This window comes from Roseibium sp. AS2, assembly GCF_038900065.1.
Taxonomy (GTDB): domain Bacteria; phylum Pseudomonadota; class Alphaproteobacteria; order Rhizobiales; family Stappiaceae; genus Roseibium.
Genome location: NZ_JBBMQN010000004.1, coordinates 383,753 through 407,046, shown reverse-complemented (window position 1 = coordinate 407,046; position 23,294 = coordinate 383,753). Strand labels below are relative to the sequence as shown.

At 63.1% G+C, this 23,294-nt stretch carries 24 protein-coding genes; 11 read left to right on the top strand and 13 right to left on the bottom strand.

From position 1 onward, the window contains the following. Nucleotides 1-130: 130 nt before the first annotated feature. The 4 genes from WNZ15_RS13910 (at nucleotide 131) to WNZ15_RS13895 (ending at nucleotide 3,630) form a co-directional block, all read left to right on the top strand. Complete coding sequence (locus WNZ15_RS13910) at nucleotides 131-904, top strand: DUF1223 domain-containing protein (protein WP_342893583.1); 774 nt, start codon at nucleotides 131-133, stop codon at nucleotides 902-904. A 251-nt stretch (nucleotides 905-1,155) separates the two neighbouring features. After that, a complete protein-coding gene (locus WNZ15_RS13905) occupies nucleotides 1,156-2,049 on the top strand; it encodes a cation diffusion facilitator family transporter (protein ID WP_342893582.1) in 894 nt (297 codons plus the stop codon). Between the two features lie 47 nt (nucleotides 2,050-2,096). Further along, nucleotides 2,097-2,924, top strand: coding sequence for an ABC transporter permease subunit (locus WNZ15_RS13900; RefSeq protein WP_342893581.1), 828 nt, complete (start codon nucleotides 2,097-2,099; stop codon nucleotides 2,922-2,924). Between the two features lie 22 nt (nucleotides 2,925-2,946). Further along, nucleotides 2,947-3,630, top strand: coding sequence for an HAD family hydrolase (locus WNZ15_RS13895; RefSeq protein ID WP_342893580.1), 684 nt, complete (start codon nucleotides 2,947-2,949; stop codon nucleotides 3,628-3,630). An 87-nt stretch (nucleotides 3,631-3,717) separates the two neighbouring features. On the opposite strand, the gene WNZ15_RS13890 is transcribed toward WNZ15_RS13895, so the two are convergent. The 5 genes from WNZ15_RS13890 to WNZ15_RS13870 form a co-directional block, all read right to left on the bottom strand. Beyond that, nucleotides 3,718-4,938, bottom strand: a complete 1,221-nt coding sequence (locus WNZ15_RS13890; RefSeq protein WP_342893579.1) for an ammonium transporter — start codon at nucleotides 4,936-4,938, stop codon at nucleotides 3,718-3,720. A 310-nt stretch (nucleotides 4,939-5,248) separates the two neighbouring features. Next, the gene (locus WNZ15_RS13885; protein WP_342893578.1) at nucleotides 5,249-6,586 is read right to left on the bottom strand and encodes an ammonium transporter; all 1,338 of its coding nucleotides are present in this window, start codon (nucleotides 6,584-6,586) and stop codon (nucleotides 5,249-5,251) included. 20 nt (nucleotides 6,587-6,606) lie between these two features. Next, nucleotides 6,607-6,945: a P-II family nitrogen regulator gene (locus tag WNZ15_RS13880; RefSeq protein ID WP_342893577.1), complete on the bottom strand. Its 339-nt coding sequence runs from the start codon at nucleotides 6,943-6,945 to the stop codon at nucleotides 6,607-6,609. Between the two features lie 439 nt (nucleotides 6,946-7,384). After that, nucleotides 7,385-7,936: a DUF924 family protein gene (locus WNZ15_RS13875; protein ID WP_342893576.1), complete on the bottom strand. Its 552-nt coding sequence runs from the start codon at nucleotides 7,934-7,936 to the stop codon at nucleotides 7,385-7,387. Between the two features lie 51 nt (nucleotides 7,937-7,987). Beyond that, nucleotides 7,988-8,800: a transporter substrate-binding domain-containing protein gene (locus WNZ15_RS13870; RefSeq protein ID WP_342893575.1), complete on the bottom strand. Its 813-nt coding sequence runs from the start codon at nucleotides 8,798-8,800 to the stop codon at nucleotides 7,988-7,990. 265 nt (nucleotides 8,801-9,065) lie between these two features. Here WNZ15_RS13870 and WNZ15_RS13865 point away from each other — a divergent pair, with 265 nt between their 5' ends. Beyond that, on the top strand, nucleotides 9,066-9,296 hold the full coding sequence (locus WNZ15_RS13865) for a sulfurtransferase TusA family protein (protein WP_342893574.1): 231 nt from the start codon (nucleotides 9,066-9,068) through the stop codon (nucleotides 9,294-9,296). Nucleotides 9,297-9,303: 7 nt separating this feature from the next. Here WNZ15_RS13865 and WNZ15_RS13860 read toward each other — a convergent pair whose 3' ends face one another. After that, nucleotides 9,304-9,603, bottom strand: coding sequence for a 4a-hydroxytetrahydrobiopterin dehydratase (locus WNZ15_RS13860; RefSeq protein ID WP_342893573.1), 300 nt, complete (start codon nucleotides 9,601-9,603; stop codon nucleotides 9,304-9,306). A 162-nt stretch (nucleotides 9,604-9,765) separates the two neighbouring features. Between WNZ15_RS13860 and WNZ15_RS13855 the strand changes: the two genes are divergently transcribed. Beyond that, entirely contained in the window at nucleotides 9,766-10,026 is a 261-nt protein-coding gene (locus tag WNZ15_RS13855) for a hypothetical protein (protein ID WP_342893572.1), read from the top strand. 12 nt (nucleotides 10,027-10,038) lie between these two features. On the opposite strand, the gene WNZ15_RS13850 is transcribed toward WNZ15_RS13855, so the two are convergent. After that, entirely contained in the window at nucleotides 10,039-10,896 is an 858-nt protein-coding gene (locus WNZ15_RS13850) for a phosphatase PAP2 family protein (protein ID WP_342893571.1), read from the bottom strand. Between the two features lie 74 nt (nucleotides 10,897-10,970). After that, the gene (locus WNZ15_RS13845; RefSeq protein WP_342893570.1) at nucleotides 10,971-12,176 is read right to left on the bottom strand and encodes an ATP-binding protein; all 1,206 of its coding nucleotides are present in this window, start codon (nucleotides 12,174-12,176) and stop codon (nucleotides 10,971-10,973) included. Between the two features lie 343 nt (nucleotides 12,177-12,519). Here WNZ15_RS13845 and WNZ15_RS13840 point away from each other — a divergent pair, with 343 nt between their 5' ends. Then, nucleotides 12,520-13,494, top strand: a complete 975-nt coding sequence (locus WNZ15_RS13840; protein ID WP_342893569.1) for an AEC family transporter — start codon at nucleotides 12,520-12,522, stop codon at nucleotides 13,492-13,494. A 12-nt stretch (nucleotides 13,495-13,506) separates the two neighbouring features. Here WNZ15_RS13840 and gluQRS read toward each other — a convergent pair whose 3' ends face one another. Beyond that, nucleotides 13,507-14,391: a tRNA glutamyl-Q(34) synthetase GluQRS gene (gene gluQRS, locus WNZ15_RS13835; RefSeq protein WP_342893568.1), complete on the bottom strand. Its 885-nt coding sequence runs from the start codon at nucleotides 14,389-14,391 to the stop codon at nucleotides 13,507-13,509. A 117-nt stretch (nucleotides 14,392-14,508) separates the two neighbouring features. Here gluQRS and WNZ15_RS13830 point away from each other — a divergent pair, with 117 nt between their 5' ends. Continuing rightward, on the top strand, nucleotides 14,509-15,150 hold the full coding sequence (locus tag WNZ15_RS13830) for a DNA-3-methyladenine glycosylase 2 family protein (RefSeq protein ID WP_342893567.1): 642 nt from the start codon (nucleotides 14,509-14,511) through the stop codon (nucleotides 15,148-15,150). 40 nt (nucleotides 15,151-15,190) lie between these two features. On the opposite strand, the gene WNZ15_RS13825 is transcribed toward WNZ15_RS13830, so the two are convergent. Then, a complete protein-coding gene (locus tag WNZ15_RS13825; protein WP_342893566.1) occupies nucleotides 15,191-15,964 on the bottom strand; it encodes an alpha/beta hydrolase in 774 nt (257 codons plus the stop codon). Between the two features lie 85 nt (nucleotides 15,965-16,049). On the opposite strand from WNZ15_RS13825, the gene WNZ15_RS13820 reads away from it, so the two are divergent. Next, the gene (locus tag WNZ15_RS13820) at nucleotides 16,050-17,234 is read left to right on the top strand and encodes a glycosyltransferase family 4 protein (RefSeq protein ID WP_342893565.1); all 1,185 of its coding nucleotides are present in this window, start codon (nucleotides 16,050-16,052) and stop codon (nucleotides 17,232-17,234) included. Between the two features lie 32 nt (nucleotides 17,235-17,266). On the opposite strand, the gene thpR is transcribed toward WNZ15_RS13820, so the two are convergent. From thpR to WNZ15_RS13805, 3 genes are all read right to left on the bottom strand, one after another. After that, nucleotides 17,267-17,803, bottom strand: a complete 537-nt coding sequence (thpR, locus tag WNZ15_RS13815) for an RNA 2',3'-cyclic phosphodiesterase (RefSeq protein WP_342893564.1) — start codon at nucleotides 17,801-17,803, stop codon at nucleotides 17,267-17,269. 174 nt (nucleotides 17,804-17,977) lie between these two features. Further along, a complete protein-coding gene (locus WNZ15_RS13810; protein WP_342893563.1) occupies nucleotides 17,978-19,030 on the bottom strand; it encodes an NADP(H)-dependent aldo-keto reductase in 1,053 nt (350 codons plus the stop codon). 42 nt (nucleotides 19,031-19,072) lie between these two features. Further along, complete coding sequence (locus tag WNZ15_RS13805; protein WP_342893562.1) at nucleotides 19,073-19,708, bottom strand: arylesterase; 636 nt, start codon at nucleotides 19,706-19,708, stop codon at nucleotides 19,073-19,075. 123 nt (nucleotides 19,709-19,831) lie between these two features. Between WNZ15_RS13805 and WNZ15_RS13800 the strand changes: the two genes are divergently transcribed. Together WNZ15_RS13800 and WNZ15_RS13795 are read left to right on the top strand one after the other, a co-directional pair. After that, nucleotides 19,832-20,542 (top strand): ABC transporter ATP-binding protein, encoded by a 711-nt coding sequence (locus WNZ15_RS13800; protein ID WP_342893561.1) that lies wholly within the window; start codon nucleotides 19,832-19,834, stop codon nucleotides 20,540-20,542. After that, nucleotides 20,539-23,133, top strand: a complete 2,595-nt coding sequence (locus tag WNZ15_RS13795) for an ABC transporter permease (protein ID WP_342893560.1) — start codon at nucleotides 20,539-20,541, stop codon at nucleotides 23,131-23,133. The genes WNZ15_RS13800 and WNZ15_RS13795 overlap by 4 nt, the downstream gene beginning before the upstream one ends. Nucleotides 23,134-23,294: the final 161 nt, after the last annotated feature.

Sequence of the window (23,294 nt, the reverse complement as noted above, 5' to 3'; positions counted from 1 at the left end):
GACGTCTCCCTCATCCGCAATTCTCACATTCCCGCGATTTAGCCCTCCGGCACGGACGGTCACCGGCTCGTGACTCGCGATTGACTGATTGATTGCCTATTTTGAAAGCAATCGGAATAGGAAAAAGCCAATGGTGCGAATGTTGTCCCGGAAAGCCGCGCGTGCTTGCCGAACAGGGCTGGTCGTCTTTGCCGCAATAGCCGCGATCGCGACCCCCTGGGAGGAAGCGCGCGCGCAACCGGAAAAGGTCATCGAGCTGTTCACCAGCCAGGGCTGTTCGTCCTGTCCACCGGCCGACCGGCTCGCGGAGCGGCTTGTTTCAGAGGACAAGTCGGTCCTGACGGTCCTCATGCCCGTCGATTACTGGGACTATCTCGGCTGGAAGGACACACTTGCAAGTCCGGTCCATTCGCAGCGCCAGCGTGCCTATGCGGCCCGGCGCGGCGATCGCTCGGTCTACACCCCGCAAATGGTGATCAACGGCGACGAGCACGTGGTCGGCAGCCGGGAAAGCGACGTCCTTGCGGCACTGGCGCGTGCACAGCCCTTTACCGCCACGGTCGACCTGAATATTTCCGACATGGTGGTGCAGGCGACCGTCGACGGCACCCTGCCCGAAGGCAGAAAGATGGCGACCATCTATTTCCTGCGCATCTCGGAGGAAGCCATGGTCGATATCGGCCGCGGCGAGAACGCGGGTCGCAAGATCCGCTATGTCAACGTGGTGCAGAACCTGCAGCCGATCGGAATGTGGTCCGGCGGTGAGGAAACATTCCGCATGCCGAAATCGAAGCTGATGCTGAAAGGCGACGCCCGCTGCGCGATCCTCGTGCAGGTGGAAGATCAGGACGGACCCGGCGCCATCGTCGGCGCGGCCGTGATGGACTGGCGCGGCGGTTTCTGACTGGCGCCGGGTGTGTGACCGAAAGTCAATTCAACCGGGAAAAGAGCGATCCATCCCGTTGAACAGGTTGTCAGCCGCGAAAAAACTGCTACCCCTTGCCCCGCCAGGCCCGATACACGGACTGTCTGCCCCCCCGGGGTCAGGCGTGAACCGTCTTTCAGGGCCGGCGGTGTCCGCTGCTTTCCACACACCCGTCCGGAAGGCTGATCGACAAGGCTGATCGACAATTCCTGTCGACCCGGGGGACTGGCATGAACCTACGTCGAAGGCTTCAGATTGCATTCCTGAGCATTGTTGTCGGCCTCGTGGTGCTCGCACTGAAAACCGCTGCCTACCTGCTGACGGACTCGATCGCCCTTTACTCGGATGCGCTCGAAACCACGGTCAACATCGCGTCCGCGTTCGCCACGCTCGCCGCCGTCTGGTTCGCCGCGAAACCCGCGGACAGCAATCACCCTTACGGACATGACAAGGCCGAGTATTTCGCCGCGGTTCTGATCGGCGTCATGATCGTGCTCGCGGCCCTGACGATCTTCCGCGCGGCCTGGATCGGCTTCACCCAGGGCGACAGTCCTCACTTTTCTCCCATGGGCATCGGGTTGAACATCGTTGCGGCCATGATCAACGGCGCCTGGGCGAATTATCTGATCCACTACGGCAGATCCGCGCGATCTCCCGCGCTTGTCGCTGACGGCAAGCATCTCGTGACGGACGTCATCAGTTCGGTCGGCGTGCTGGCCGGCGTTGTTCTGGTGATGCTGACCGGCTGGAAGGTGCTGGATTCGGTGCTGGCGGTTCTGGTCGGCCTGACCGTCCTGTGGTCCGGCTGGGGCCTTGTGAAGGAATCGGTCGGCGGTCTCATGGACGAGGCCGCTTCCGGTGAAGTGCTCGACAAGATCCGACTGCTGATATCCGAACATGGCCAGGGGGCGCTCGAGGCCCATGATCTCAGAACCAGGACAGCCGGCAGATCCACCTTCATCGACTTTCATCTGGTGGTTCCCGGAGACATGGCCGTCGAAGCCGCCCACGACATCTGCGACCGCATCGAGGCGGCGATCGCGGAAGACGTGCCGGGTGCGCGCGTCACCATTCATGTCGAACCGGAACACAAGGCCAAGCATTCCGGCATTGTCGTGTTATGAAGGCCGCCGTCCGGACGATCAGCCACCGAATTCAGGATACCCCGCAGATGGCCTTGAGAACACGATGGCAGGCCCGTCTGATCGACCATGGCATTCTTGCCTGCGGCACGGTTTTCATGGTGCTGCCGCTCTATTCGCTGTTCGCCGCAACCACCCACGGCGCCGGTGAACGGCTGCGCCCGCGCCTGGACCTCGGCAGCGCCGCCCTTGACAACTACCAGGCTCTGCTGACAACCAGCGCCGGGTTCTCCGGCGACATCACGGTGGTGTCGATGGTGTGGAATTCCTTCCTGCTCGGGGCCGGCTTTGCCGGGTTGAAGGTCGCGCTGTCGCTCCTGACCGCCTTCGCCCTGATCTACTTCAGGGTCCGCTTCGCATCCCTGATCTTTTCACTGCTGCTGCTGACGTTGATGCTGCCGCTGGAAGCCCGGTTTCTGGCGACCTATGCCGTTGTCGCGGAACTGGATCTCGTGAACACGCGCACGGGCCTCATCCTGCCGCTTGCCGCCTCCGGTCTCGGCACCCTGTTTTTCCGCCAGTTTCTGCTGACCGTACCGGACGCGCTGCTGGAATCGGCCCGTCTGGACGGCGCGGGACCCTTGAAGTTCTTCAAGGACATCCTGCTGCCGCTCAGCCTGCCGACCGCGGCCGCGCTGTTCCTCGTCCTGTTCGTCAATGGCTGGAACCAGTACCTGTGGCCGGTCATGGTCACGTCGGATGAAAACACCTACACCCTGGTCAGGGGCATGCAGTATCTGGGCACCAGCAGCCTGCGGGGAGCGATGCTCGCGATCTTCGCGGTCCTGCCTCCGGCCCTGCTTGTCATCTTGTTTCAAAGACAGGTTGTTAAAGGACTGTATGACGGCTCGCACTAGAGTTCCATCAACGAGGGCACACATGACATTCGAGGCGATCCTGTTTGACTGCGACGGCGTTCTGGTCGATTCGGAAAAGATCTATGTCGATGTGGAGCGGGAATATCTGGCCCGTATCGGTCTCCACTACGAGCTGGACACCTACATGCAGCGGTTCCAGGGCCTCGGCAGCACGGATTACTGGGCCGCTCTCGACCGGGACCTCCAGGCTCTCGGCAAGGGCCCCCTGCCGGCGACCTTCAGCACGGAGCTGGACGCGGCCACCATGGAACGCATCAACCGGGAACTGTCCGAAATCGGCGGCATCAAGCAGCTGCTGGACGCCCACAAGGGGCCGCGTGCGGTCGCCTCGTCCTCCCGCCTGCACCGCCTGATCCACAAGCTCCGGCACACGGGTCTGTTTGCCTATTTCGATCCGCATATCTATTCCGGCGAACAGGTTGAAAACGGCAAGCCGGCACCGGACCTGTTCCTGTTCGCGGCAGCCAGACTCGGCGTGGCCCCCGCGCGAACACTGGTCATTGAAGACAGCGCCAATGGCGTCAAGGCGGGGCTGGCGGCAGGCATGTCGGTCTGGGGTTTCGTCGGCGGCGGCCACAGCCATGACGGTCATGCGGAGCAACTGAGCGCTGCCGGCGCCCATCGTGTTGTCGACAGCCATGACAACCTGGCGGCCCTGCTGCGCGACGGCAGCCCCGTGGCCTGAAGCGCGCACAACGCCTGGCCGGTTCCCGCCCCCCGGTCATGAGCCGGGACCGCCGCAACAACGGCCGTCCCGGCTCCGTCTGAAATCCTACCGACCCAGATCATGCTCCGGATTGGCGCTGATCTTGTGGATCGCCAGGTCCGCGCCCAGATGCTCCTCTTCCGGGGTCAGCCGCAGGCCCATGGTCGTCTTCAGGAGCCCGTAGACCGCGAAGCCCGCGGCGCTTGCGTAGAGAATGCCCAGCGCGGTGCCGATCAATTGCGACATCGGCGACACGCCACCAAGACCGCCGAAGGCTTCAAGGCCAAAGAAACCGGCCGCGATCCCGCCCCAGGCCCCGCAGATGCCGTGCAATGGCCAGACACCGAGCACATCGTCGATTTTCAGCCTGTTCTGACAGTAGCCGAAGCCGATAACGAACACCGCTCCGGCAACCCCGCCGACAACGAGACTGCCGACCGGATGCATGACGTCGGACCCGGCACACACGGCGACCAGACCCGCAAGCGCACCATTGTGAACGAAACCCGGATCGTTCCTGCCGACAAGAAGCGCAACCAGGATCCCGCCGGCCATGGCCATCAGCGAATTGATCGCGACAAGACCCGATGCGCCTTCCAGCGACCCGGCGGTCATCACGTTGAAGCCGAACCAGCCGACGCACAGCATCCACGACCCCATGGCAAGCCAGGGCAGCGAAGATGGCGGAATGCCGACCGGATTTCCGTTGCGGTCGTAGCGGCCGATGCGGGCGCCCAGAAGCAGGACGGCCGCAAGGGCGATCCAGCCGCCGACGGCATGGACCACCACCGAACCGGCGAAGTCGTGGAACGGTGCGCCGAAACTCGTTTCAAGCCAGCTCTGGAAACCGAAATTGCCGTTCCACATGAGACCTTCGAAAAGAGGATAGACAATGCCCACGAGCGCGACCGTCGCAAGGCACTGCGGCCAGAATTTCATCCGCTCGGCGATGCCGCCGGAGATAATTGCCGGAATGGCGGCGGCAAACGTGGTCAGAAAGAAGAACTTCACCAGCGTCAGGCCCTGAAGCTCGAACCCGTCCCCGCCGCCGGACAGGGCTGCCGCGTTGACGAGAAAGGTCGTGCCATAGGCAACGGCATAGCCGACAAAGAAATAGGTCACCGTCGACAGGGCGAAGTCGACAAGGATCTTCACCAGCGCGTTGACCTGATTTTTCTGCCGCACCGTGCCGACTTCGAGAAAAGCGAAGCCGCCATGCATGGCGAACACGAGTATAGCCCCGACGAGAACGAAAAAGACGTCCCCTCCAACTCCGGTATCATTCATTTCTGACCCCCCGATAGGCAAATTGCCATTTGCTTGTGCGTTTTGAACCGCTACCTATACAAACAGCATGCCAATCAGGCAGAAGATTAAAAAATACGCAGAAATCCGCCAATTATCTGGGCGGCGACAGAACCTCACTCGCACACAGCCCTCGGAAACCTGCCCACTCCGTGCTCATAAGTTTATTATTTAGGCAGAACTGACTTGCCCGCCCGGACATAAAAAAGAGCCCGGGGCGAACCCCGGGCTTTCCAAGTTTGCGGTCTGAGCCAATAGACCGCCTGGGAGATTTTTATCGCAGTGTCTCGTTTCAGAGACGCTGGGAACCGGTTCCGAATTCCGGGTAGGCTTCCACGCCGACCTCGACCTTGTCGAGACCGAGAGCTTCTTCCTCTTCCGAGACCCGGATACCCATGGTGACCTTCAGGATCATCCAGACGATGGCCGAGGCAACCAGCGTGAACACGCCATAGGCCACGATACCGACGATCTGGGTGCCCCAGGATGCATCGCTGTTGGACAGCGGCACGATCAGGGTGCCCCAGATACCTGCGAGCAGGTGAACCGGGATGGCGCCGACCACGTCGTCGATTTTCAGCTTGTCCAGAAGCGGCACGGTGAAGACCACGATCACACCACCGATGGCACCGATGAACACGGCCTGCCAGACACTCGGAGCCAGCGGCTCGGCGGTGATGGACACCAGACCGGCCAGGGCACCATTGAGGGCCATGGTCACGTCGACCTTCTTGTAGAGCACCTGGGTCAGGATCACCGCAGCGACAACACCGGCCGCAGCAGCCATGTTGGTGTTGGCGAAGATCCGCGAGATGTCGGAGACGTCACCGATGGTGCCCATGGCGAGCTGGGACGCACCGTTGAAGCCGAACCAGCCGAGCCACAGGATGAACGTACCGAGAGTTGCCAGCGGCATGGAGGAACCCGGGAACGGATGAACCGAACCGTCCGCGCCGTATTTGCCTTTACGCGCACCGAGGATGATGGCACCGGCAAGAGCGGCCCAGCCACCGACGGAGTGCACCAGCGTCGACCCGGCGAAGTCGGAGAAGCCCATTTCGGAGAGCCAGCCGGCACCCCACTGCCACGAACCGGCGATCGGATAGATGAAGCCGGTCAGAACGACCGTGAAGATCAGGAACGGCCACAGCTTGATGCGCTCGGCCAGCGTGCCGGAGACGATCGACGCCGTGGTTGCGCAGAACACCATCTGGAAGAACCAGTCGGAAGCCGTGGAATAGCCGGTGTCGAGGGCATCGCCGCCGACCGCGTCGAAGGAATACGGACCGAAGGAGCCCATATAGCCACCGTCAACGCCGGTATACATCAGGCTGTAACCGGTGATCCAGAACATCAGACCCGCGATGGAATACAGCGAGATGTTCTTCAGGCACTGCATCGACACGTTCTTGGAGCGGACAAGGCCGGCTTCCAGCATGGCAAAGCCGGCGGCCATCCACATGACCAGGAAGCCACCGATCAGGAACAGCAGCGTATTGAGAATATAGGCGACCTCGGGGGACACGGCCGGAACGACTACGGCGACCTCGGTGTCCTGGGCAAGCACCGGCAATGCCGAGAGACTCAGCAAGGCCAGCGACGTCGCGCCCTTAGCGACAAGTTTTTTCATGATACGTTTCCTTACCTAAATCAAAGAGCTTCGGCGTCGGTTTCGCCGGTACGGATGCGCACGACCTGATCGATCGAATAAACGAAGATCTTGCCGTCTCCGATCTGACCGGTCTTGGCGGCGCCCGAGATCACTTCGACGACCTTGTCGACGGAGGCGGCGTCCACGGCGACCTCAATCTTCAGCTTCGGCAGGAAGCTGACGGCGTATTCGGTGCCGCGATAGATTTCGGTATGCCCCTTCTGTCGGCCATAGCCCTTCACTTCTGTCACCGTCAGCCCCTGGATGCCGATGCCCGTCAGGGCATCACGCACTTCGTCGAGCTTGAACGGCTTGATGATGGCCATCACGATTTTCATTGCTCGTTCCATTCCCCTTGCTTGTGCCCCTTCCCGTCGAAGAAGCTCGGCCTACCACCCCGGAAATCGCGCCTGATTGCGTCCCCCTCTGGAAGGATCCCTTCAGGTCTTCGGCTTGACCACGCGTCGTGGCTCCGGGCCGGTTTCGCCCCTTTCCTATCAAGGACCGTGCCAACTCGATATTTCTTCTGGAGAAGTCGCGGAAACATGCGGATTCAAGGCCTGGATCTGACCGCATCCTGATCCAGGACACTCGGAAGCTGATGGCTTTTCAGGCAAAAATTCAGCTCAAAAAATAGTCATCAATCGCAGAGGTGATTAAAAAATATGCAAAACTTCAACAGCCGAATGGGGCGCTTAAAAATACGGCAATTGCGGAGAGCCATGCGCCGGAAAGCCCGGGAACCCGACGGCCAGGGACAGTCTCAGGAACCGGATGTCAGGCGGAGAAGCCGCCGCTTTCCAGAAAGGCGGCTTCCTCCGGCGTGGTCTGCCGACCGAGGACGGCGTTGCGGTGAGGAAAGCGGCCGAACCGGCGGATCACATCCATGTGGATCAGGGCATAGTGATAGAGGTTGGTGTCACCGAGCACACGGCACAGATCCACGGATCTTTCCTGATGCGCCATGTTTTCGGAATGCTCGAAGGGCAGGTAGAAAAATCCCCGGGCATCCTTCGGAAAGGCCCGGTCAAATCCCTGCGCCAGGGCGTCCTCGGCGGTCGCGACAGCCTTGCCGTCGGCCTTGAACGCCTCCGGCGTACCGCGGTAGACGTTGCGTGGCATCTGATCCAGCAGCAGCAGAAGCGCCAGCGCGCCATCCGCCGTCTTTGCCCAGTGGTCCAGGTCGCCGGCCCGGGCCGCCTCGATCGCCGGCAAAAACCGGTCCTTGCAGGCGGTGTCGAACGCACTGTCACTGGCGAACCACTTCTTCGCCCCCGCGTTCCACCAGAAATCGAGGACGTCCAGAGGGGAGCCTGTGTTTTTGTTCATCGAATCCTGGTCCTGTTCAGCAAAACGCAGCCGTAAATAAGACGGCTGCCGCTAGTTTTCCACTGTCCAGGCACCGCACGCAAGCGCCTGCCAGTTGCTCCGATGCGAAAGAATCTGGGCATCCAGAAACCCCTCGTCCTTCAAGACGGCCATTTCCGCTCTGAATGCATCAACCAGATCCGGGTCCGTCCCCTTGCTGAACACTGCCCAGAGGGGCTTGGCGAGTTCTTCGACAAAAATCACCGGTTTGAGCCGGCTGCCGTCATACCCCTGTTTGCAGGCGCTCGCCTCGGCCAGGAACCCGGTCAGCGGCAGGAGATCGATCCGGCCGAGATACAGCATCTCAATGCCCTGATGGTAGTCGGTGATCGGCACGATTTTGCCCGTGCCCTCAAAGCCGAGCTTTTTGAGATAGGCAAACAGGTTGCCGCCGTCCTGCACGCCCACCCTCACGTCCAGATCAAGCAGATCCTCGATCCGGTCGACCTTGATTTCAGGGCTGCTCTCAAGCTGGTACAAATACTGGCCATAGGGTGAGACTTCACCGAGCCAGAAAAACTTCTGCTCGCGCTCGGCCGTGCGCGACAGCGAGAACAACAGCACGTTCGGCACGGTTTCCGCCGTCAGCATCGCGCGCTTCCAGGGCAGGAACTCGAACGCCTCGATTCGAACGGGAACGGACCGGCTGACCTTCTCGGCCACTGCAAGCATATAGGCCGTGACATATCCGTCCGGCTTGCCCTGGTTGCTCCATTGAAGGGGGGCGAAATTCTGGGTGACGATTGTCACTTCGGCCGGCTCCGCCCTTGCCGGATGGCCAGGCCAAAGCAGGATGGAAAGCGCCAGCAAAATGAGTCCCTGCAATCCCGCCTTCATCTGCCCCCCCGGGTCATGCCCAGAAATGTTGACGACGCCCGTCTGGTGGAACGACCGGTGGCTGACATCGCCGGCTTCGGCGAACAGGCCTTGCGGCGCGTCCGGAACCCGTGCCTGAACTTTCCGCCCTGCGGATTGTCAAATCTAGTTAAAACAACCTAGTCGCGAACCCCTAATCATCTATGAACGCCTGTCGGTCCATGCCGGAAAGCACTATGATACCCCAACGACGTCATCCCATGGAGAAAGTTGATTGACCACGGCCACGACGCTGGACCTCAAAGGTCTGAAATGCCCGCTCCCTGTTCTCAAGACCCGCAAGGCCTTGACCCGGCTGAATCCGGGCGACCGACTCGAGGTACTCACCACCGACCCGATGGCCGAAATCGACATTCCCCATTTCTGCAGTGAAAACGGCCATACCCTGCTGGAAGCCGTGCGGGTCGATGACGGCCATCGCTTTCTGCTCGCCAAGGCCGCCTGACCCGGGATCAGATGAATCGTCCGGCAAGCCGGTCGATTTCTGAGGCCATTTCCAGATCGAGCCGGCTCAGTCCGCCGGCATCATGGGTCGACAGCGTGATGTCGACACTGCGGTAGACGTTCGACCATTCCGGATGATGGTTCATCTTTTCGGCCACCAGCGCCACCTGCGTCATGAAGGCGAACGCGTCCCGGAAGTCCCGGAACCGGAACGACCTCGATATGGCGTCCCGCCCCTCGCATGTGTGCCAGTCCGGCAAGCCGCACAGGCCCGCGGCCCGGTCTTCCGGTTTCAGTCGCTCCGCCATTTGATCCTCCCTGAGGCTGTCAGCCTACCTTATACCACCATATGTGACAGGAACCTGCCGACAACCGGACAACAGCACCCGGCTTGATCTCCGGCTTCATAAATCCGTCTCACAGCCTGCTGTATTGGTGGCTGTCCCGTGCAAACTCCCGTGGCATGAAACATGAAAGTTTTCTGGTGGTTCCTTGCTGCGGTCCTTATCGTGGCCGGACTGGCGACCGTGTGGTTGCCCATTCCAACCGGCGTTCCACTGCTGGCGCTGGGTCTGGTCGTCATCGTCGGCACGAGCCGCGGCGCGGCGCGCATGCTCCGCAGCCGCCGCCGCAAGACCCGGCAACTGAACCATGCGATCACCTGGGTGGAAGACAGGTCCCCGCTTCGTTTCGCCCGGATCCTGAAACGCACCCGTCCGCGCAAGAAATAGCCGCGCGCCTGTTCAGCTGGTCGAAAAAATACGGGCCACGGCCCGGAGCGACTGCCTGATTCTCGCCAGAAGCCGCCGGACCAGCCGCTGCGCACCGCGTCCGCGCTTGGTGAACCATTCATCGAGCTGGCGGTCTGTCGTCAGCGGCGGGTCCTTCACGAAGAGCAGGTGGTGAATTGCCAGAACAAGCAGCAGGGTCAGCCCCCAGGACAGCAGCGTGTCGGACAGAAAATGTCCGCCGAAGGCGACCCGATTGACGGACAGGACAAGTCCGAGAGGGATCAGGAACGCCAGAGCTGCCTTGCGCCAGGTCGCGGGCAGCAGCAAGGCCGTGGCAACCAGCCACATGGCCGCAGACCCCTCTCCGGAAACGAAAGAACAGTTGCTGTCGCAATGATCGGTCATTTTCCAGACCGGCTGAAACGGCAGGTCACCGCCGAATTCTTCCACGGATCGCGGCCTGGGGCGCCCCCAGTTGTCCTTCAGGACCGCGTTTACCAGAACGCCCGGCCCGAGAATCAGCGTGGACAGCAGAAAGACCGGCTGGCGCAAGGGCATCAGGGGCGGACGGCCCGGCACGAGCAGTTTAAGCAGCAGGATACCGACACAGGCAACGGCAATCACCCGCACGAGAAACGGCCCCAGGTGCCGGACTTCACGCAGGAACGGCACGTCCTGCGCCGCGAATCCGTCCGGACCGAAATAAAACAGGGCGCTCGCCTTCAGGTCGATGCCCGGAAAGATCAGAAAGATCAGCGAGACGACACAGACATACACGGCCACGACGATGATCGGGTGGCGGGCGCACCAGTCCAGGATCTTGCGGCTGGTGGTGTTCGCAGATGTCAGTCGGGCTCGGGTCGGCTTCATGGCGGCTGTTTAGCGCATCCGGCCGGTCCATCCAATCCTTTCCTGCGGAACGACAGCCGGCCGGCGCCGGTGCCTCAGGGCGTAGCGGGCGCGCGCGACGTCTGCTTCAGGCTGCGTGCCTGCTCCATTGCCTCATAAAGGGCCGCCGCTGACAGGGGTTTTGTCAACGTGTCCTGGAAACCGGCCTGTTTCAGGCTTTCGTCGCCGACGGATTCCAGCGCGGCGGTGACCGCGACAAGCGGCAACTCCTGCTCCGTCCGCAAGGCCCGGAGTTTTTCCGCGGTCTCAACGCCGCTCATGCCGGGCATGTGCAGATCCAGCAGCGCTGCGTCATAGGCCCCGTTGCGCACCATCTCGATCGCTTCCTCTCCGGACCGGGCAATGTCCGTGGTGATGCCGAAGGATTCAAGCAACGCGGACAGAAGCTTGCGGTTGGTCTCGTTGTCGTCGACCACAAGCGCGTGAAAGGGCAACAGGCCGTTACCCGCGTTCTGCCGCCCGCGAACCGCGCCGCCGGGTCCGCCCTCGGCCCCGTTGGCCGACATGTCCCCGCCCGGTATCGAGCCGGCGCCATCCGGCGCGACGGGGATCTCCACGTTGAAACGGCAGCCGCCGGTTTCGGCGCGCTCCAGGAAAATCCGGCCGTTCATGTCCTGCACCAGTTGCTCGGCGCCCCACAGCCCCAGCCCCGTCCCCGGCCCCGTCTCGCGGCCATGGCGGCCACGCACGAACGGCCTGAACAACCGCGCGCCCTCTTCCGGGTCGATACCCGGCCCGCTGTCGGAAACGGTCAGGCTGACCCGGGCCGGGCTCCTGGTCTCGGCGTCCGCGCCCTGTTCAAGCGCTGTCAGCGACACGCGAACACCGCCTTCCGCCGTGTACTTGACCGCGTTGTCCAAGAGGGTCGTCAGCACACGCCGCAGGGGCGCGGTCTTGTTGGTCCGGGTGTCCGCGGCACGCGCGTCGACCACGACATCAAGCGACAGTCCCTTGGCCGCCGCAGCGACCTGAAACAGGCTTGCAACCTCGGTGACGACATCCGCCACCCTGGTTTCCCGGCCCGTGACGGCCGTTCCCGGTCCCGCTTCCGCGACCAGGTCCCCGGTCATCCGCGTCAGCGCGTCGATGGAGCGGATCAGGATCGAGAGTTGCTCGGTCTGCGTGCTGTTGAGCGGGCCCGTGCCGATCAGTTCGGCGGTCAGCCGCATGGCCGCGAGCGGTGTTCTCAGGTCGTGGGCCAGCAACGCCAGTTTGACACTGTCTTCGTCCTGATCTGTCATTCGGCCCAGGCTCCTTCGCGCGGGTTGGACATCGACAGGGCTTGCCAGATGGATGTCAAAAAGCCAAGTTGACCAGCAATATCAAAGAGTGTTGATCATGATCCACCTGATGGCCCATGTTCGTCTGCCGGCGAGGCCTATCGCGTCGCGCCGCCTGGTTGACCGGGCGCGCGGAGCACCGAAGCCCGACGGTCGGATGAGTCATGATCGACGCTCTTGAGTTACAACGTGCTTACCCTGATGACTGGCCGCTGTCCATCCGGTTGCATTCAAGCTGACCTGAACCACCGGCCTCGTGTCCCGAACCTGCAATATGTGAATCAGCCAGAGGCCGAAGCTCGCCATGCTTGGACAAACCCTTTCCATTGTCGCCCCGGTCTTCATTCTGATCGGCATCGGCTATGCCCTGGCGCAATTTCGGGTTCTCAAACAAGATGCCAGCGAGGCCCTCGGACAATTTGTCTTTGTCGTCGCCATTCCGGTCCTGCTATTCCGCACGTTGATCGGTGCCGATCTCAGCTCGGGCGTGCCGCTGGCCCTGTGGGCGAGTTATTTCCTCGGGGTCGGAATTGCCTGGGTGCTTGGCGCCCTGATCATCCGCAAGGGCTTCGGCCGCGATGCCCGCGCCGGCGCGATCGGCGGCATCTCGGCGGCTTTCGCAAATGGCATCATGGTCGGGCTGCCGCTCATCTCTGCCGTCTACGGTGAAGCCGGACTGGTCCCCCTGCTTCTGATCATTTCGATCCATCTGGCGGTCATGACCATTCTGATGGCCGTTGCCATGGAACGCGCCGCCGCGATCGACAGCGGCACCACAAAACCGCCGCTCGGACAATTGCTCCTGGGCATCGCCAGGAAACTGGCCACCAATCCGCTCATCCTGGCCATTGTCATTTCATTCCTCTGGCGCCTGACCGGCCTCGAAATACCAGAAATCGGCATGGACGTTCTGAACCGCATCGCCGCGACGGCCCTGCCCCTGGCGCTGCTGTCCCTCGGCATGAGTCTGGTGCAATACGGCATGCGCGGCAACGTGATACCGGGCTTCCTGCTCGCCACGGTGAAGATCCTTGTGATGCCTGTCGTCGTGTTTGTCGCCGGGGCCTTCGTGTTCCAGCTGCCGCCGCTGTGGACCGCCGTCGCAACCCTGACGGCAAGCTGCCCGACCGGCGCCAACGCCTATATCTTCGCCAACCGCTATGGCACCGGCCATGCCATGTCGGCCAATGCGATCACCGTGACGACCCTGAGCGCCATCCTGACCACGAGCCTGTGGATCTGGTTCCTGGACATGTGGTTCGGGCCGGGTCTGAGCTGAACAGACCCCGGCTCAAAGACCGATGCGCCTGCGCAGCATCGCATGGGTCATGCCCGCCGCGCGCAGCGCCTTCAGGCTGGTATCCCCGTTCGACTTCGACAATTTGCGGCCGTCCGTGTCCAAGACGAGCCGGTGGTGCCTGTAGACCGGCTGCGGCAGGCCGAGAAGGTCCTGAAGCACCCGGTGAACGCTGGTGGCGTGATAAAGGTCCTGCCCGCGCAGCACATCGGTGACACCCTGGCGGGCGTCATCGACAACCACCGACAGGTGATAGCTGGTCGGTGTGTCCTTGCGCGCCAGCACCACGTCCCCCCAGGCCGCCGGGTCGGCTTCGACCGAGACCGGCGGTTCGAACAGGCCGCCGCCCTCAGCGCCCGCTTCCTGCCAGCTCGGCCGCGCGCCGATCCGCTCAAGCGCGCCCTTCATGTCGAGCCGCAGGGCGAACGGAGCGTCACTCACGGCCCTCTGGCGCAGTTCCGCATCGCACAGGACCGCCGCATCCCCCGGATAGAGCGGCGCGCCGTCCGGATCGCGCGGCCAGGCTTCGCCGGCCGCCTCCTGCTCCGACACGAACCCTTTGATCTCCGCGCGTGTCAGATAGGCTGGATAGACCAGGCCCGTATCCTGCAGGCGTTCCAGCGCCGCGCGATAGAACGCAAAACAGTCCGACTGGCGGACGACCGGCCGCTCCCATTGCAGCCCGAGCCAGGCCAGGTCCTCGAACATGTCCCGCTCCAGCTCCGGGGTGCACCGGGTCCGGTCGATATCCTCCACCCGCACGAGCAGTCTGCCGTTGAGCGCGACAGCCGCGCGGGCATTGAGCAAGGCCGACAGCGCATGGCCGAGATGCAGATGCCCGTTGGGAGAGGGCGCGAAGCGGAAAACGTTTTTTGACATGCTGCCGGGTTGACGCGGAAGGGTGGAACTTACAAGACCTTCCTATCACTCCGGCGCCTGCACGCAAGTGACCACCGCCGCGCTTTTGCATTCGCCTCGAACCCCGGGTCCGGCCAGATGAAACCGATCGTGACAGAAGACGACATCCGGGCTGGATTGGCGACGCTGATCTCGGCGGATACGCGCCTGGCCAGGATTGCCGATCTGGCCGGCCCGCTGCCCTTGCGACGCCGCGCCGCAAATTTCGAGGGTCTCGCCCAGATCGTCGCCGGACAGCAGGTCTCGGTCGCCAGCGCGTCCGCCATTTTCGGCCGGCTGCAGACACTGGTCACGCCCCTCACCGCCGAACAGTTGTTTGGCTTTTCCGATGAAGACCTCGCCGGTGCCGGACTGTCCCGGCCCAAGATCCGGACCCTGCGCGCGGTGTCCGCCGCCTGTCTCGACGGGCTGGATCTGGCCGGGCTGGCCGAAGCACCGGCGGACGAAGCGCATGCGCGCCTGTGCGCGATCAAGGGCATCGGCCGCTGGAGCGCGGATATCTTCCTGCTGTTCTGCGCCGGCCACCCGGACATCTTCCCGAGCGGCGACCTGGCCTTGCAGATCGCCGTCGGCGATGCCCTCGGACTTGCAGACAGGCCACCGGTGAAAGACCTCGATACCATCGCCGCCGACTGGGCCCCGCACCGGGCAATTGCCGCACGCTTGTTCTGGGCCTGGTACCGGGTCCTCAAACAGGGCCGCGAGACAATGCCGGTCTAGCGATTGATGAGAGCTTCGCTTCGGGCCGCGCGCCGGCTGGCTATGGTTCCACCATCTCGGCGACCGCTCTTAGCAGAAGATCGATATCCTGCGGCCGGGACAGGCGGTGGTCGCCGTCGGGCACCAAAGTAAAGCTGACATCGTCCTGCGGCAGCACCTCGACCAGACGCCGCGCATGGGCAGCCGGAACATCCGGGTCTCGCGCGCCCTGCAGGATCGTGACCGGGCAGCCCGGGTGCAACACCTTGCCCAGCAGGAGATGCCTGCGACCGTCCTCGATCAGCTTTCGGGTGATGACGTAAGGGTCTGCGTCATAGGCGGATGGCTGTGCCCAGCGCCCCTCCGTGAGGATGGTCCGGCGAATGTCGTCATCGAACCGCTGCTTCCACATCAGTTGTTCGGTGAAATCGACCGCCGGCGCGATCAGCACAAGACCCTTGATGCGTCCGGTTTCGACCCGGCCAAGCGCCAGCAGAATCGCAATCCAGCCGCCCATGGACGAACCGACCAGTATGGTGCCGCCGGAACAGCACCGGTCGAACACGGCCTCCGCCTCTTCCAGCCAGTCGGAAACGCAGGCGCTCTCGAAATCGCCTCCGGACAGGCCATGGCCGGAATAATCGAAGCGGACCAGTTCGCGGCCCTTTCGGGCCGCGAAACCCGCGAGTGCTTCGGCTTTTGTCCCGGACATGTCCGACTTGAAGCCGGACAACCACATCAGGCCGGGCGCCTGGCCTGAGGCCTTTCGCACCGCGATCCGGCGTGCCCCGGCTTTTTTTCCGACATTGATGAATTGCGGTTCGCCCGTCTCCATACTATGGCTCTCGTTCCGGTCGTCTGATCTGAACATGCCGTTTGACACAGACGCCACGTCTTGAAAAGTTTTCCGGAGGTCCGAATTGCGACAATTGCCCCCCGCGGCCACGATCCTGCAAGTGATCCCGGATCTGAATTCCGGCGGCGCGGAGCGGACATGCCTCGATGTCGCGCGCGCAGTGGTCGAGGCCGGCGGCACGGCTCTTGTCGTCAGTCAGGGCGGCCAACTGGTTCCGGAACTGACCGCTTCCGGCGCCGAGCACATCCTGCTTCCGGTCAAGTCGAAAAATCCGCTCACGATCTGGAAAAACGTGTCGCGGCTTGCCGATCTGGTGAAGGAGAGGAACATCAGCCTCCTCCACGCCAGAAGTCGGGCGCCCGCCTGGTCGGCCCTCTGGGCCGCACGAAAGACCGGAATTCCTTTCGTCACCACCTATCACGGCACCTACAATCAATCGAACGCGCTGAAGGCCAGGTACAATTCGGTGATGGCGCGCGGTGATGCGGTGATCGCCAATTCGCACTTCATTGCCCGGCTTGTGTCGGCCAGACACCCCTTCGCCGAAGGCCGAATCTCGGTGATCCAGCGCGGGTCCGACCTCAATGGTCTGGAGCCGGACAATGTCAGCGCGCTCCGCCAGCAGGCCTTGAAGGACCAGTGGGGGATCCCGGCGGGACACCCGATTATCCTGAACATGGCGCGGCTCACCTCCTGGAAGGGGCAGAGGGTGGTCATCGAGGCGATGGCGCGCTTGCCGGACACCGGCGGCGACGAGCCGATCGCGATCCTCGCCGGTGACCCGCAGGGACGCGAGAGTTATGTCGCCGAGCTCAAGAAACTGATTGCCGACAACGCGTTGCACGACCGGGTGCGGCTGGTCGGGCATTGCGCGGACGTTCCGGCGGCGCTTGCACTGGCGGATCTCGCGGTTGTCGCCTCGACAGAGCCGGAAGCGTTCGGGAGGGCCGCGGTCGAGGCCCAGGCCGCATCGGTTCCCGTCATCGTCTCGGATCTCGGCGCGGTGCCCGAAACCGTGCTGGCCCCGCCCGAGGTCGCCGAAGAAGAACGGACGGGCTGGCGTGTTCCGCCCGGCGATCCGGCCGCGCTTGCCGAGGCCATCGCGATGGCGCTGCGCCTGCAGCCGGAGAACCGGACACATCTGACCGACCGGGCACTGGCCCATGTCCGGCAGAATTTTTCCGTTGAAACCATGTGCGCGAAGACGCTGGACGTCTATGCCGGACTTCTCGAGCCGACGTCCGGCTGAGCCGGGCAGCGCCTTTTATCCTTCGGGCCCACTCAGGCCGCCAGCGGATAGGCCTCTTCCACCAGGTAGGGGCCGCCGCCCACGCTGGCTTTCGCGGAAAACAGCACGAAGCGTCCTGCAATGAAGGGAGGTGCCTGGAAGTTACCGCGCTCGCTCAGCCATTTGGCGACATCCTCGTTGGTCGAACTCTTGCAGCGCGCGACCGTGACATGGGGAATGTATTTGCGGCGCTCGGGCGGCAGATGCAGGCGCTGAAGGATCCGTTCCTGCTCGGCCTGCAACTCGGCAAGCTGCGCCGACGGCTCGACACGCGCCCAGACCGCATGCGGCTTGCCGTTGCCGAAGGAACCCAGCCCGTTCAGCCGGATCTCGATCGGGTCACGGCGGATCCGGTCCAGCGCCGCGACCACCTCGTCGGCGGTGCGGTCGTCGATGTCGCCGATGAAGCGCAGGGTGAGGTGATAGTTTTCCGGATCGATCCAGCGGGTGCCCCGGAGACCTCCCTTTAGCATCGAAAGCATAAGGGCCGTCTTTGACGGAATCTCAAGGCCTGTAAATAGGCGCGGCATGGGTGTTCCCTCCGCTGTAGCTGATGAAACCCATGAGGAATCAACTTCATGAAATTCGCAAGACAAAAAATTAAGTTTTTGGGATTCCTTCAGAAATTGCTCTCGCGGCCCGGCCGGTGCCGGCCCCGGACCTCCGGGTTCCGGCCTCGCTGGCAAGTGTGATTCTTCCCGGCTCTAGGGAGCCGGGTTACCGAACTCCTGATGCAGGGCATCAATCTTTTCCAGGACGTCGCTGCTCAGGGTCAGGTCGGCGGCGCCGATATCCGTCTCCAGCTGGTCGATCCGGGTCGCGCCCAGGATCACCGAGGTCACGAACGAACGCGACAGGGCGAAGGCAATGGACATTTGTGACGGATCGAGTCCCGCGTCCTTCGCCAGATCCAGATAGGCATCGACCGCCTCGATCGTGCGCGGATGTTCATAGCGCTGCAGACGGTCGAACAGGGTCTTGCGCGCGCCCGCCGGCAAGGCGCCGTTGCGGTATTTCCCGGTCAGATAGCCTTGTGCCAGCACCGAATAGGCCAGCAGGCCCACGTCCTCGCGCCGCGCGACTTCCGCAAGGCCGGTCTCGAAGGTCCTGTTGACGAGCGAATAGGCATTCTGGATCGAAGCCACGCGCGGCACGTCATGACCTTCGGATCCGGTGACGAAGCGCATGGTCCCCCAGGCGCTTTCGTTGGACACTCCGATGTGGCGCACCTTTCCCGCCTTGACCAGATCGGACAGGACTTCGAGCGTCGACTGAATGCTGTTTTCTTCCTCGGCGGGCGCCACATCCACCCAGCGCGTCGGGTTCGACCCGAAACCGGAAACGGTCCGGTCCGGCCAATGGATCTGGTAGAGGTCGATATAGTCCGTCTGCAGGTTCTTCAGACTGCGGTCGACCGCGAATTCGATCTGGGCACGGGTCAGCCGGCCTTTCTCGCCATTTTCCCGGAACCAGTCCATGTCCGTCCGGCCGACCGTCTTGGTCGCCATGATCACCTTGTGCCGGTTGCCGGTCTTCTTGAACCAGGATCCGATGATCCGCTCGGTGCGCCCCTGGGTCTCTTTTCTGGGCGGTATCGGATAGAGTTCGGCGGCATCGAAGAAATTGATGCCTTTTTCGAGCGCAAGATCCATCTGCGCATGACCCTCGGCTTCCGAATTCTGTTCACCGTAGGTCATGGTTCCGAGACAAAGAGCACTCACCTGCACATCCGTGCGGCCAAGACGGCGCTGTTCCATCAGGCAATCCTTCATATTTTGAATTGGGGCATCCCGGAAAATTCACTCTCGGGACGAACGTGACCTGTCCAAAAGCGCTTCCACTTTCGGCAGAATGTTTTCGACGATGACTTCGACCCCTTTTGCATTGGGGTGCATGCCGTCGGCGAGATTGAGGTCCGGATCGAGCGCGACCCCTTCCAGAAAGAAAGGATAGAGCAGGGCATCATGGGCCCTGGCCACCTCTGCATAGATCCCATCGAACCTCTGGGCATAGTCAGGACCGAGGTTGCGCGGCGCAATCATGCCGGCCAGAAGGACCTCGACACCGCGCGCGCGCAAAAGCCGGGTAATCTCGTCGATATTCGCCCGCGTGATCTCCGGCGAGATGCCCCTGAGCGCGTCATTGGCGCCCAGTTCCACAATGACCGCGTCGGTATCCGTCCCGACCGACCAGTCCAGCCGCGACAGTCCGCCCGAGGAGGTGTCGCCGGATACACTCGCGTTGACGACCTCCACCGCGTGCCCGCCTGCCTCCAGGGCTTTTTGAAGTTGTCCGGAGAACCCGTCTCCCGCGGGCAGCTGATACCCTGCGGCGAGACTGTCGCCAAGCACGACCAGCTTGAAATCTTCGGCGTGAGCCGCGCTTGCGAGCAAAACGACAATCGAAACGATGAGAGGGGCAAGAAACCGATTCACGCGAACTCTCTTTCAGGACTGGAAGACACGGGACATCAGGCCCATATGGTCGCGAGGAGTCCACTTGTCGAGGGCATGCAACCGTCAGGAAGACGATCGCACGTCCGTTGTAAAGGCCTGACAATGAAAAAATCGATCGCGATCGCCCTCGAAGATGTCCATCTGACCCTCGGCGACGGCGCCGGCCGGGTGCATATCCTGAAGGGGATCGATCTCGAGATCGAGCAGGGCACATCCGTCGGGCTTGTCGGCCCCTCCGGGTCCGGCAAATCGACCTTGCTGATGGTCATGGCTGGCCTGGAACGGGCCGACACGGGTTCCGTGACGGTCGCCGGAACCGGTCTTGGACCGCTTTCGGAGGACCAGCTGGCCCGGTTTCGCGGCCGCAATGTCGGTATCATCTTCCAGTCTTTTCACCTGGTTCCGAACATGACCGCCCTCGAGAATGTTGCCGTCCCGCTTGAACTTGCAGGCGATGGCGACGCCTTCGACAAGGCCAGGGCGGAACTGGAGGCGGTCGGGCTCGGCCACAGGCTCTCCCACTATCCCGCCCAGCTTTCGGGCGGCGAACAGCAGCGCGTCGCCGTGGCACGCGCGCTCGTCGTCGAACCGGAAATCCTGATCGCTGACGAGCCGACCGGCAACCTGGACGATTCGACCGGAGCGCAGATCGTGGACATGATGTTTGCCGCGCAGAAAGCGCGCGGCACCACGCTCGTTCTGGTGACCCACGATCCGAATCTCGCAGCCAAATGCGGACGCATGATCCGCGTCCGCTCCGGGGAAATCGAGGAAGCCGTCGCGACCGCCGCCCCCCATGAGGTCCAGGCATGAGCGGCTTTGTGCCGGGATCGGCCTCACGCGGCCACCAGACATTTCCTCTGGCCGCCAGATTTGCCTTGCGGGAGCTGCGCGGCGGCCTCAAGGGATTCTACATCTTCATTGCCTGTATCGCTCTCGGCGTGGCGGCCATTGCCGGCGTCACCTCCGTGTCGCGCGCCCTGACCGAGGGTATCTCGCGCGAAGGCCAGGCGATTCTCGGCGGCGACCTCGCCTTCCGCCTCATTCACAGGCAAGCCGCGCCCGATCAGCTCGCCTACCTGGAGGACCTCGGAGACATCTCCCGGGTGGCCACCATGCGGGCCATGGCGCGTCTGCCCGAGAATGCGGATCGCGAAGGCAATCAGGCGCTCGTCGAACTGAAAGCCGTTGATGCTGCCTATCCGCTTTATGGCGCCGTCGCATTGGCGGGCGGCCGCTCACTGGACGAAGCGCTGGCCCAGACCGACGGGATCTGGGGAGCGGTCGCCGACCCAGCGCTGCTGGCGCGGCTGGATCTTGCCGTCGGCGACACAGTGTCTCTGGGTCGTGGCACGGTCCGGATCACCGATGTGATCGCCAGCGAACCGGACAAGCTCGCGGGCGGCATGGAATTCGGCCCGCGTCTCATGGTCTCCGACGCGGCGCTGCCCGGCACCGATCTTGTGCAACCCGGAAGCCTCGTCCGCTGGCATTACCGGGTCCGCCTCAACCCGTCGCCCGGTCTGGAAGCGCTGGAGGGCATTGTCGAGGACGCCAGATCAGCCCGTCCGGACGCCGGCTGGCGGGTCCGCTCGCGCGCCAATGCCTCCCCGGGCCTTCAGCGCAGCATTGACCGTTTCGCCCAGTTTCTGACCCTGGTCGGCCTGACCGCGCTGGTCGTCGGCGGCGTCGGCGTCGCCAATGCCATCCGGGCCTATCTGGAAACCAAGCGCGAGGTCATCGCCAGCTTCAAATGCATGGGCGCCACCGGCGGTTTCGTCTTCAGGATCTATCTGGTGCAGATGATTGTCCTTGCGCTGATCGGCATTGCCGCCGGCCTCGTCATCGGAGCGTTGATCCCGTTTGCGGCGGCAGCCGCGCTGGACGGCGTGCTGCCGGTCGCCATGGCCGCGAATATCTACCCGACCGAACTGGGCCTGGGTCTGACCTACGGCCTTCTGACGGCCCTGGCCTTCGCGCTCTGGCCGCTCGGCCGGGCCCATGACGTGCCGCCAACAGCCCTGTTCCGGGACATCGTCACCGGAGGCGCGAAACTGCCGCGCAAGCGCTATCTGCTGGCAACCGCCGTGACAGTTGCCCTGCTCGCCGTGATCGCCGTGACCCTGGCCCACGACAAGCGCATGGCCGGGATCTATCTGGCCGCTGCCGCGGGCGCATTCGTGCTGCTGGTGCTGGTGGCCCGGGTCATCATGCATGTTGCCAGGCGCCTGCCGTCGATGCGCTCGACCGAACTCAGGCTGGCCATTGCCAACATTCACCGGCCCGGCGCATTGACGCCTTCCGTGGTGCTGTCGCTCGGCCTCGGGTTGACGCTGCTGGTGGCGCTTGCGCTGATCGACGGCAACCTGCGCCGGGAGCTCACCGCCACCATTGCCGACAAGGCGCCGAGTTTCTTCTTCGTCGACATCCAGAGCCAGGAGCGCGATGCTTTCGAGGCCCTTCTTGCCGCCGAAGCACCGAAGGCGAACCTGCAGAGCGTGCCGATGCTGCGTGGCCGGATCGTCAGCCTGAACGGAATCGCCTCCGAGGACTTCGTGCCGGCCCGCGACGGCTCCGGATGGGTCCTGCGCGGCGACCGCGGCATCACCTACGACGCCACCTTGCCGGAAAATTCCAAGCTGGTGGAGGGGGCCTGGTGGCCGGAGGACTATGACGGCGTGCCGCTGGTCTCCTTCGACGCGGAAGCGGCAACCGATCTCGGGCTGAAAATCGGCGACCAGGTCTCGGTCAATGTGCTCGGCCGCGACATCACCGCGGAAATCGCCAATCTGCGCGATGTGGAATGGCAATCGCTCGCGATCAATTTTGTCATGGTGTTCTCCCCGAACACCTTCGCGGGCGCCCCGCACGCCCATCTGATGACCCTTGGCTGGGAAGACGACGTGCCTGTCAAGCAGGAGCTCGCGCTCCTGAAGACCGTCTCAAACGCCTATCCTACAGTGACCGCCGTCAGGGTCAGGGACGCGATTTCCCAGGTCAACGACCTGGTCGCGCAGCTTGCCTGGGCAATCCGGGGGGCCAGCTCGATCACGCTGGTCGCCAGCGTGCTCGTGCTCGCCGGTGCCCTGGCCGCCGGTCACCGAAGCCGGATCTACGACGCGGTCATCCTGAAAACCCTGGGAGCGACCCGGGCACGCCTGATTATCGCCTATGCGCTGGAATACGCCATTCTGGGGCTGACCACGGCGGTCTTCGCCCTGTTCGCCGGCGGTCTCGCCGCCTGGTATGTGATCACCCGGATCATGGACGGCAGTTTCGTGCTGATGCCGCTGACGGCAGCGGGCGCGGCGCTGATCGCGCTGGTGCTGACCGTCGGCTTCGGCCTGATCGGCACCTGGCGCATTCTGGGTGAAAAACCGGCACCGGTGCTGCGAAACTTGTAAAAAAGCGTCAGCCAGCGACGAGTCCGGCCCGGCTGACGGAACCTTGCGGGAAAATGCAATCCGCTCGCGGCGGACTTAAGCCTGGCGCAACTTGCATGCGGTTTCATTCTTGGTTATCCGGTTATTGTCAGGGTAGGAAGTTCAAGGGGCCGCGCAATGTT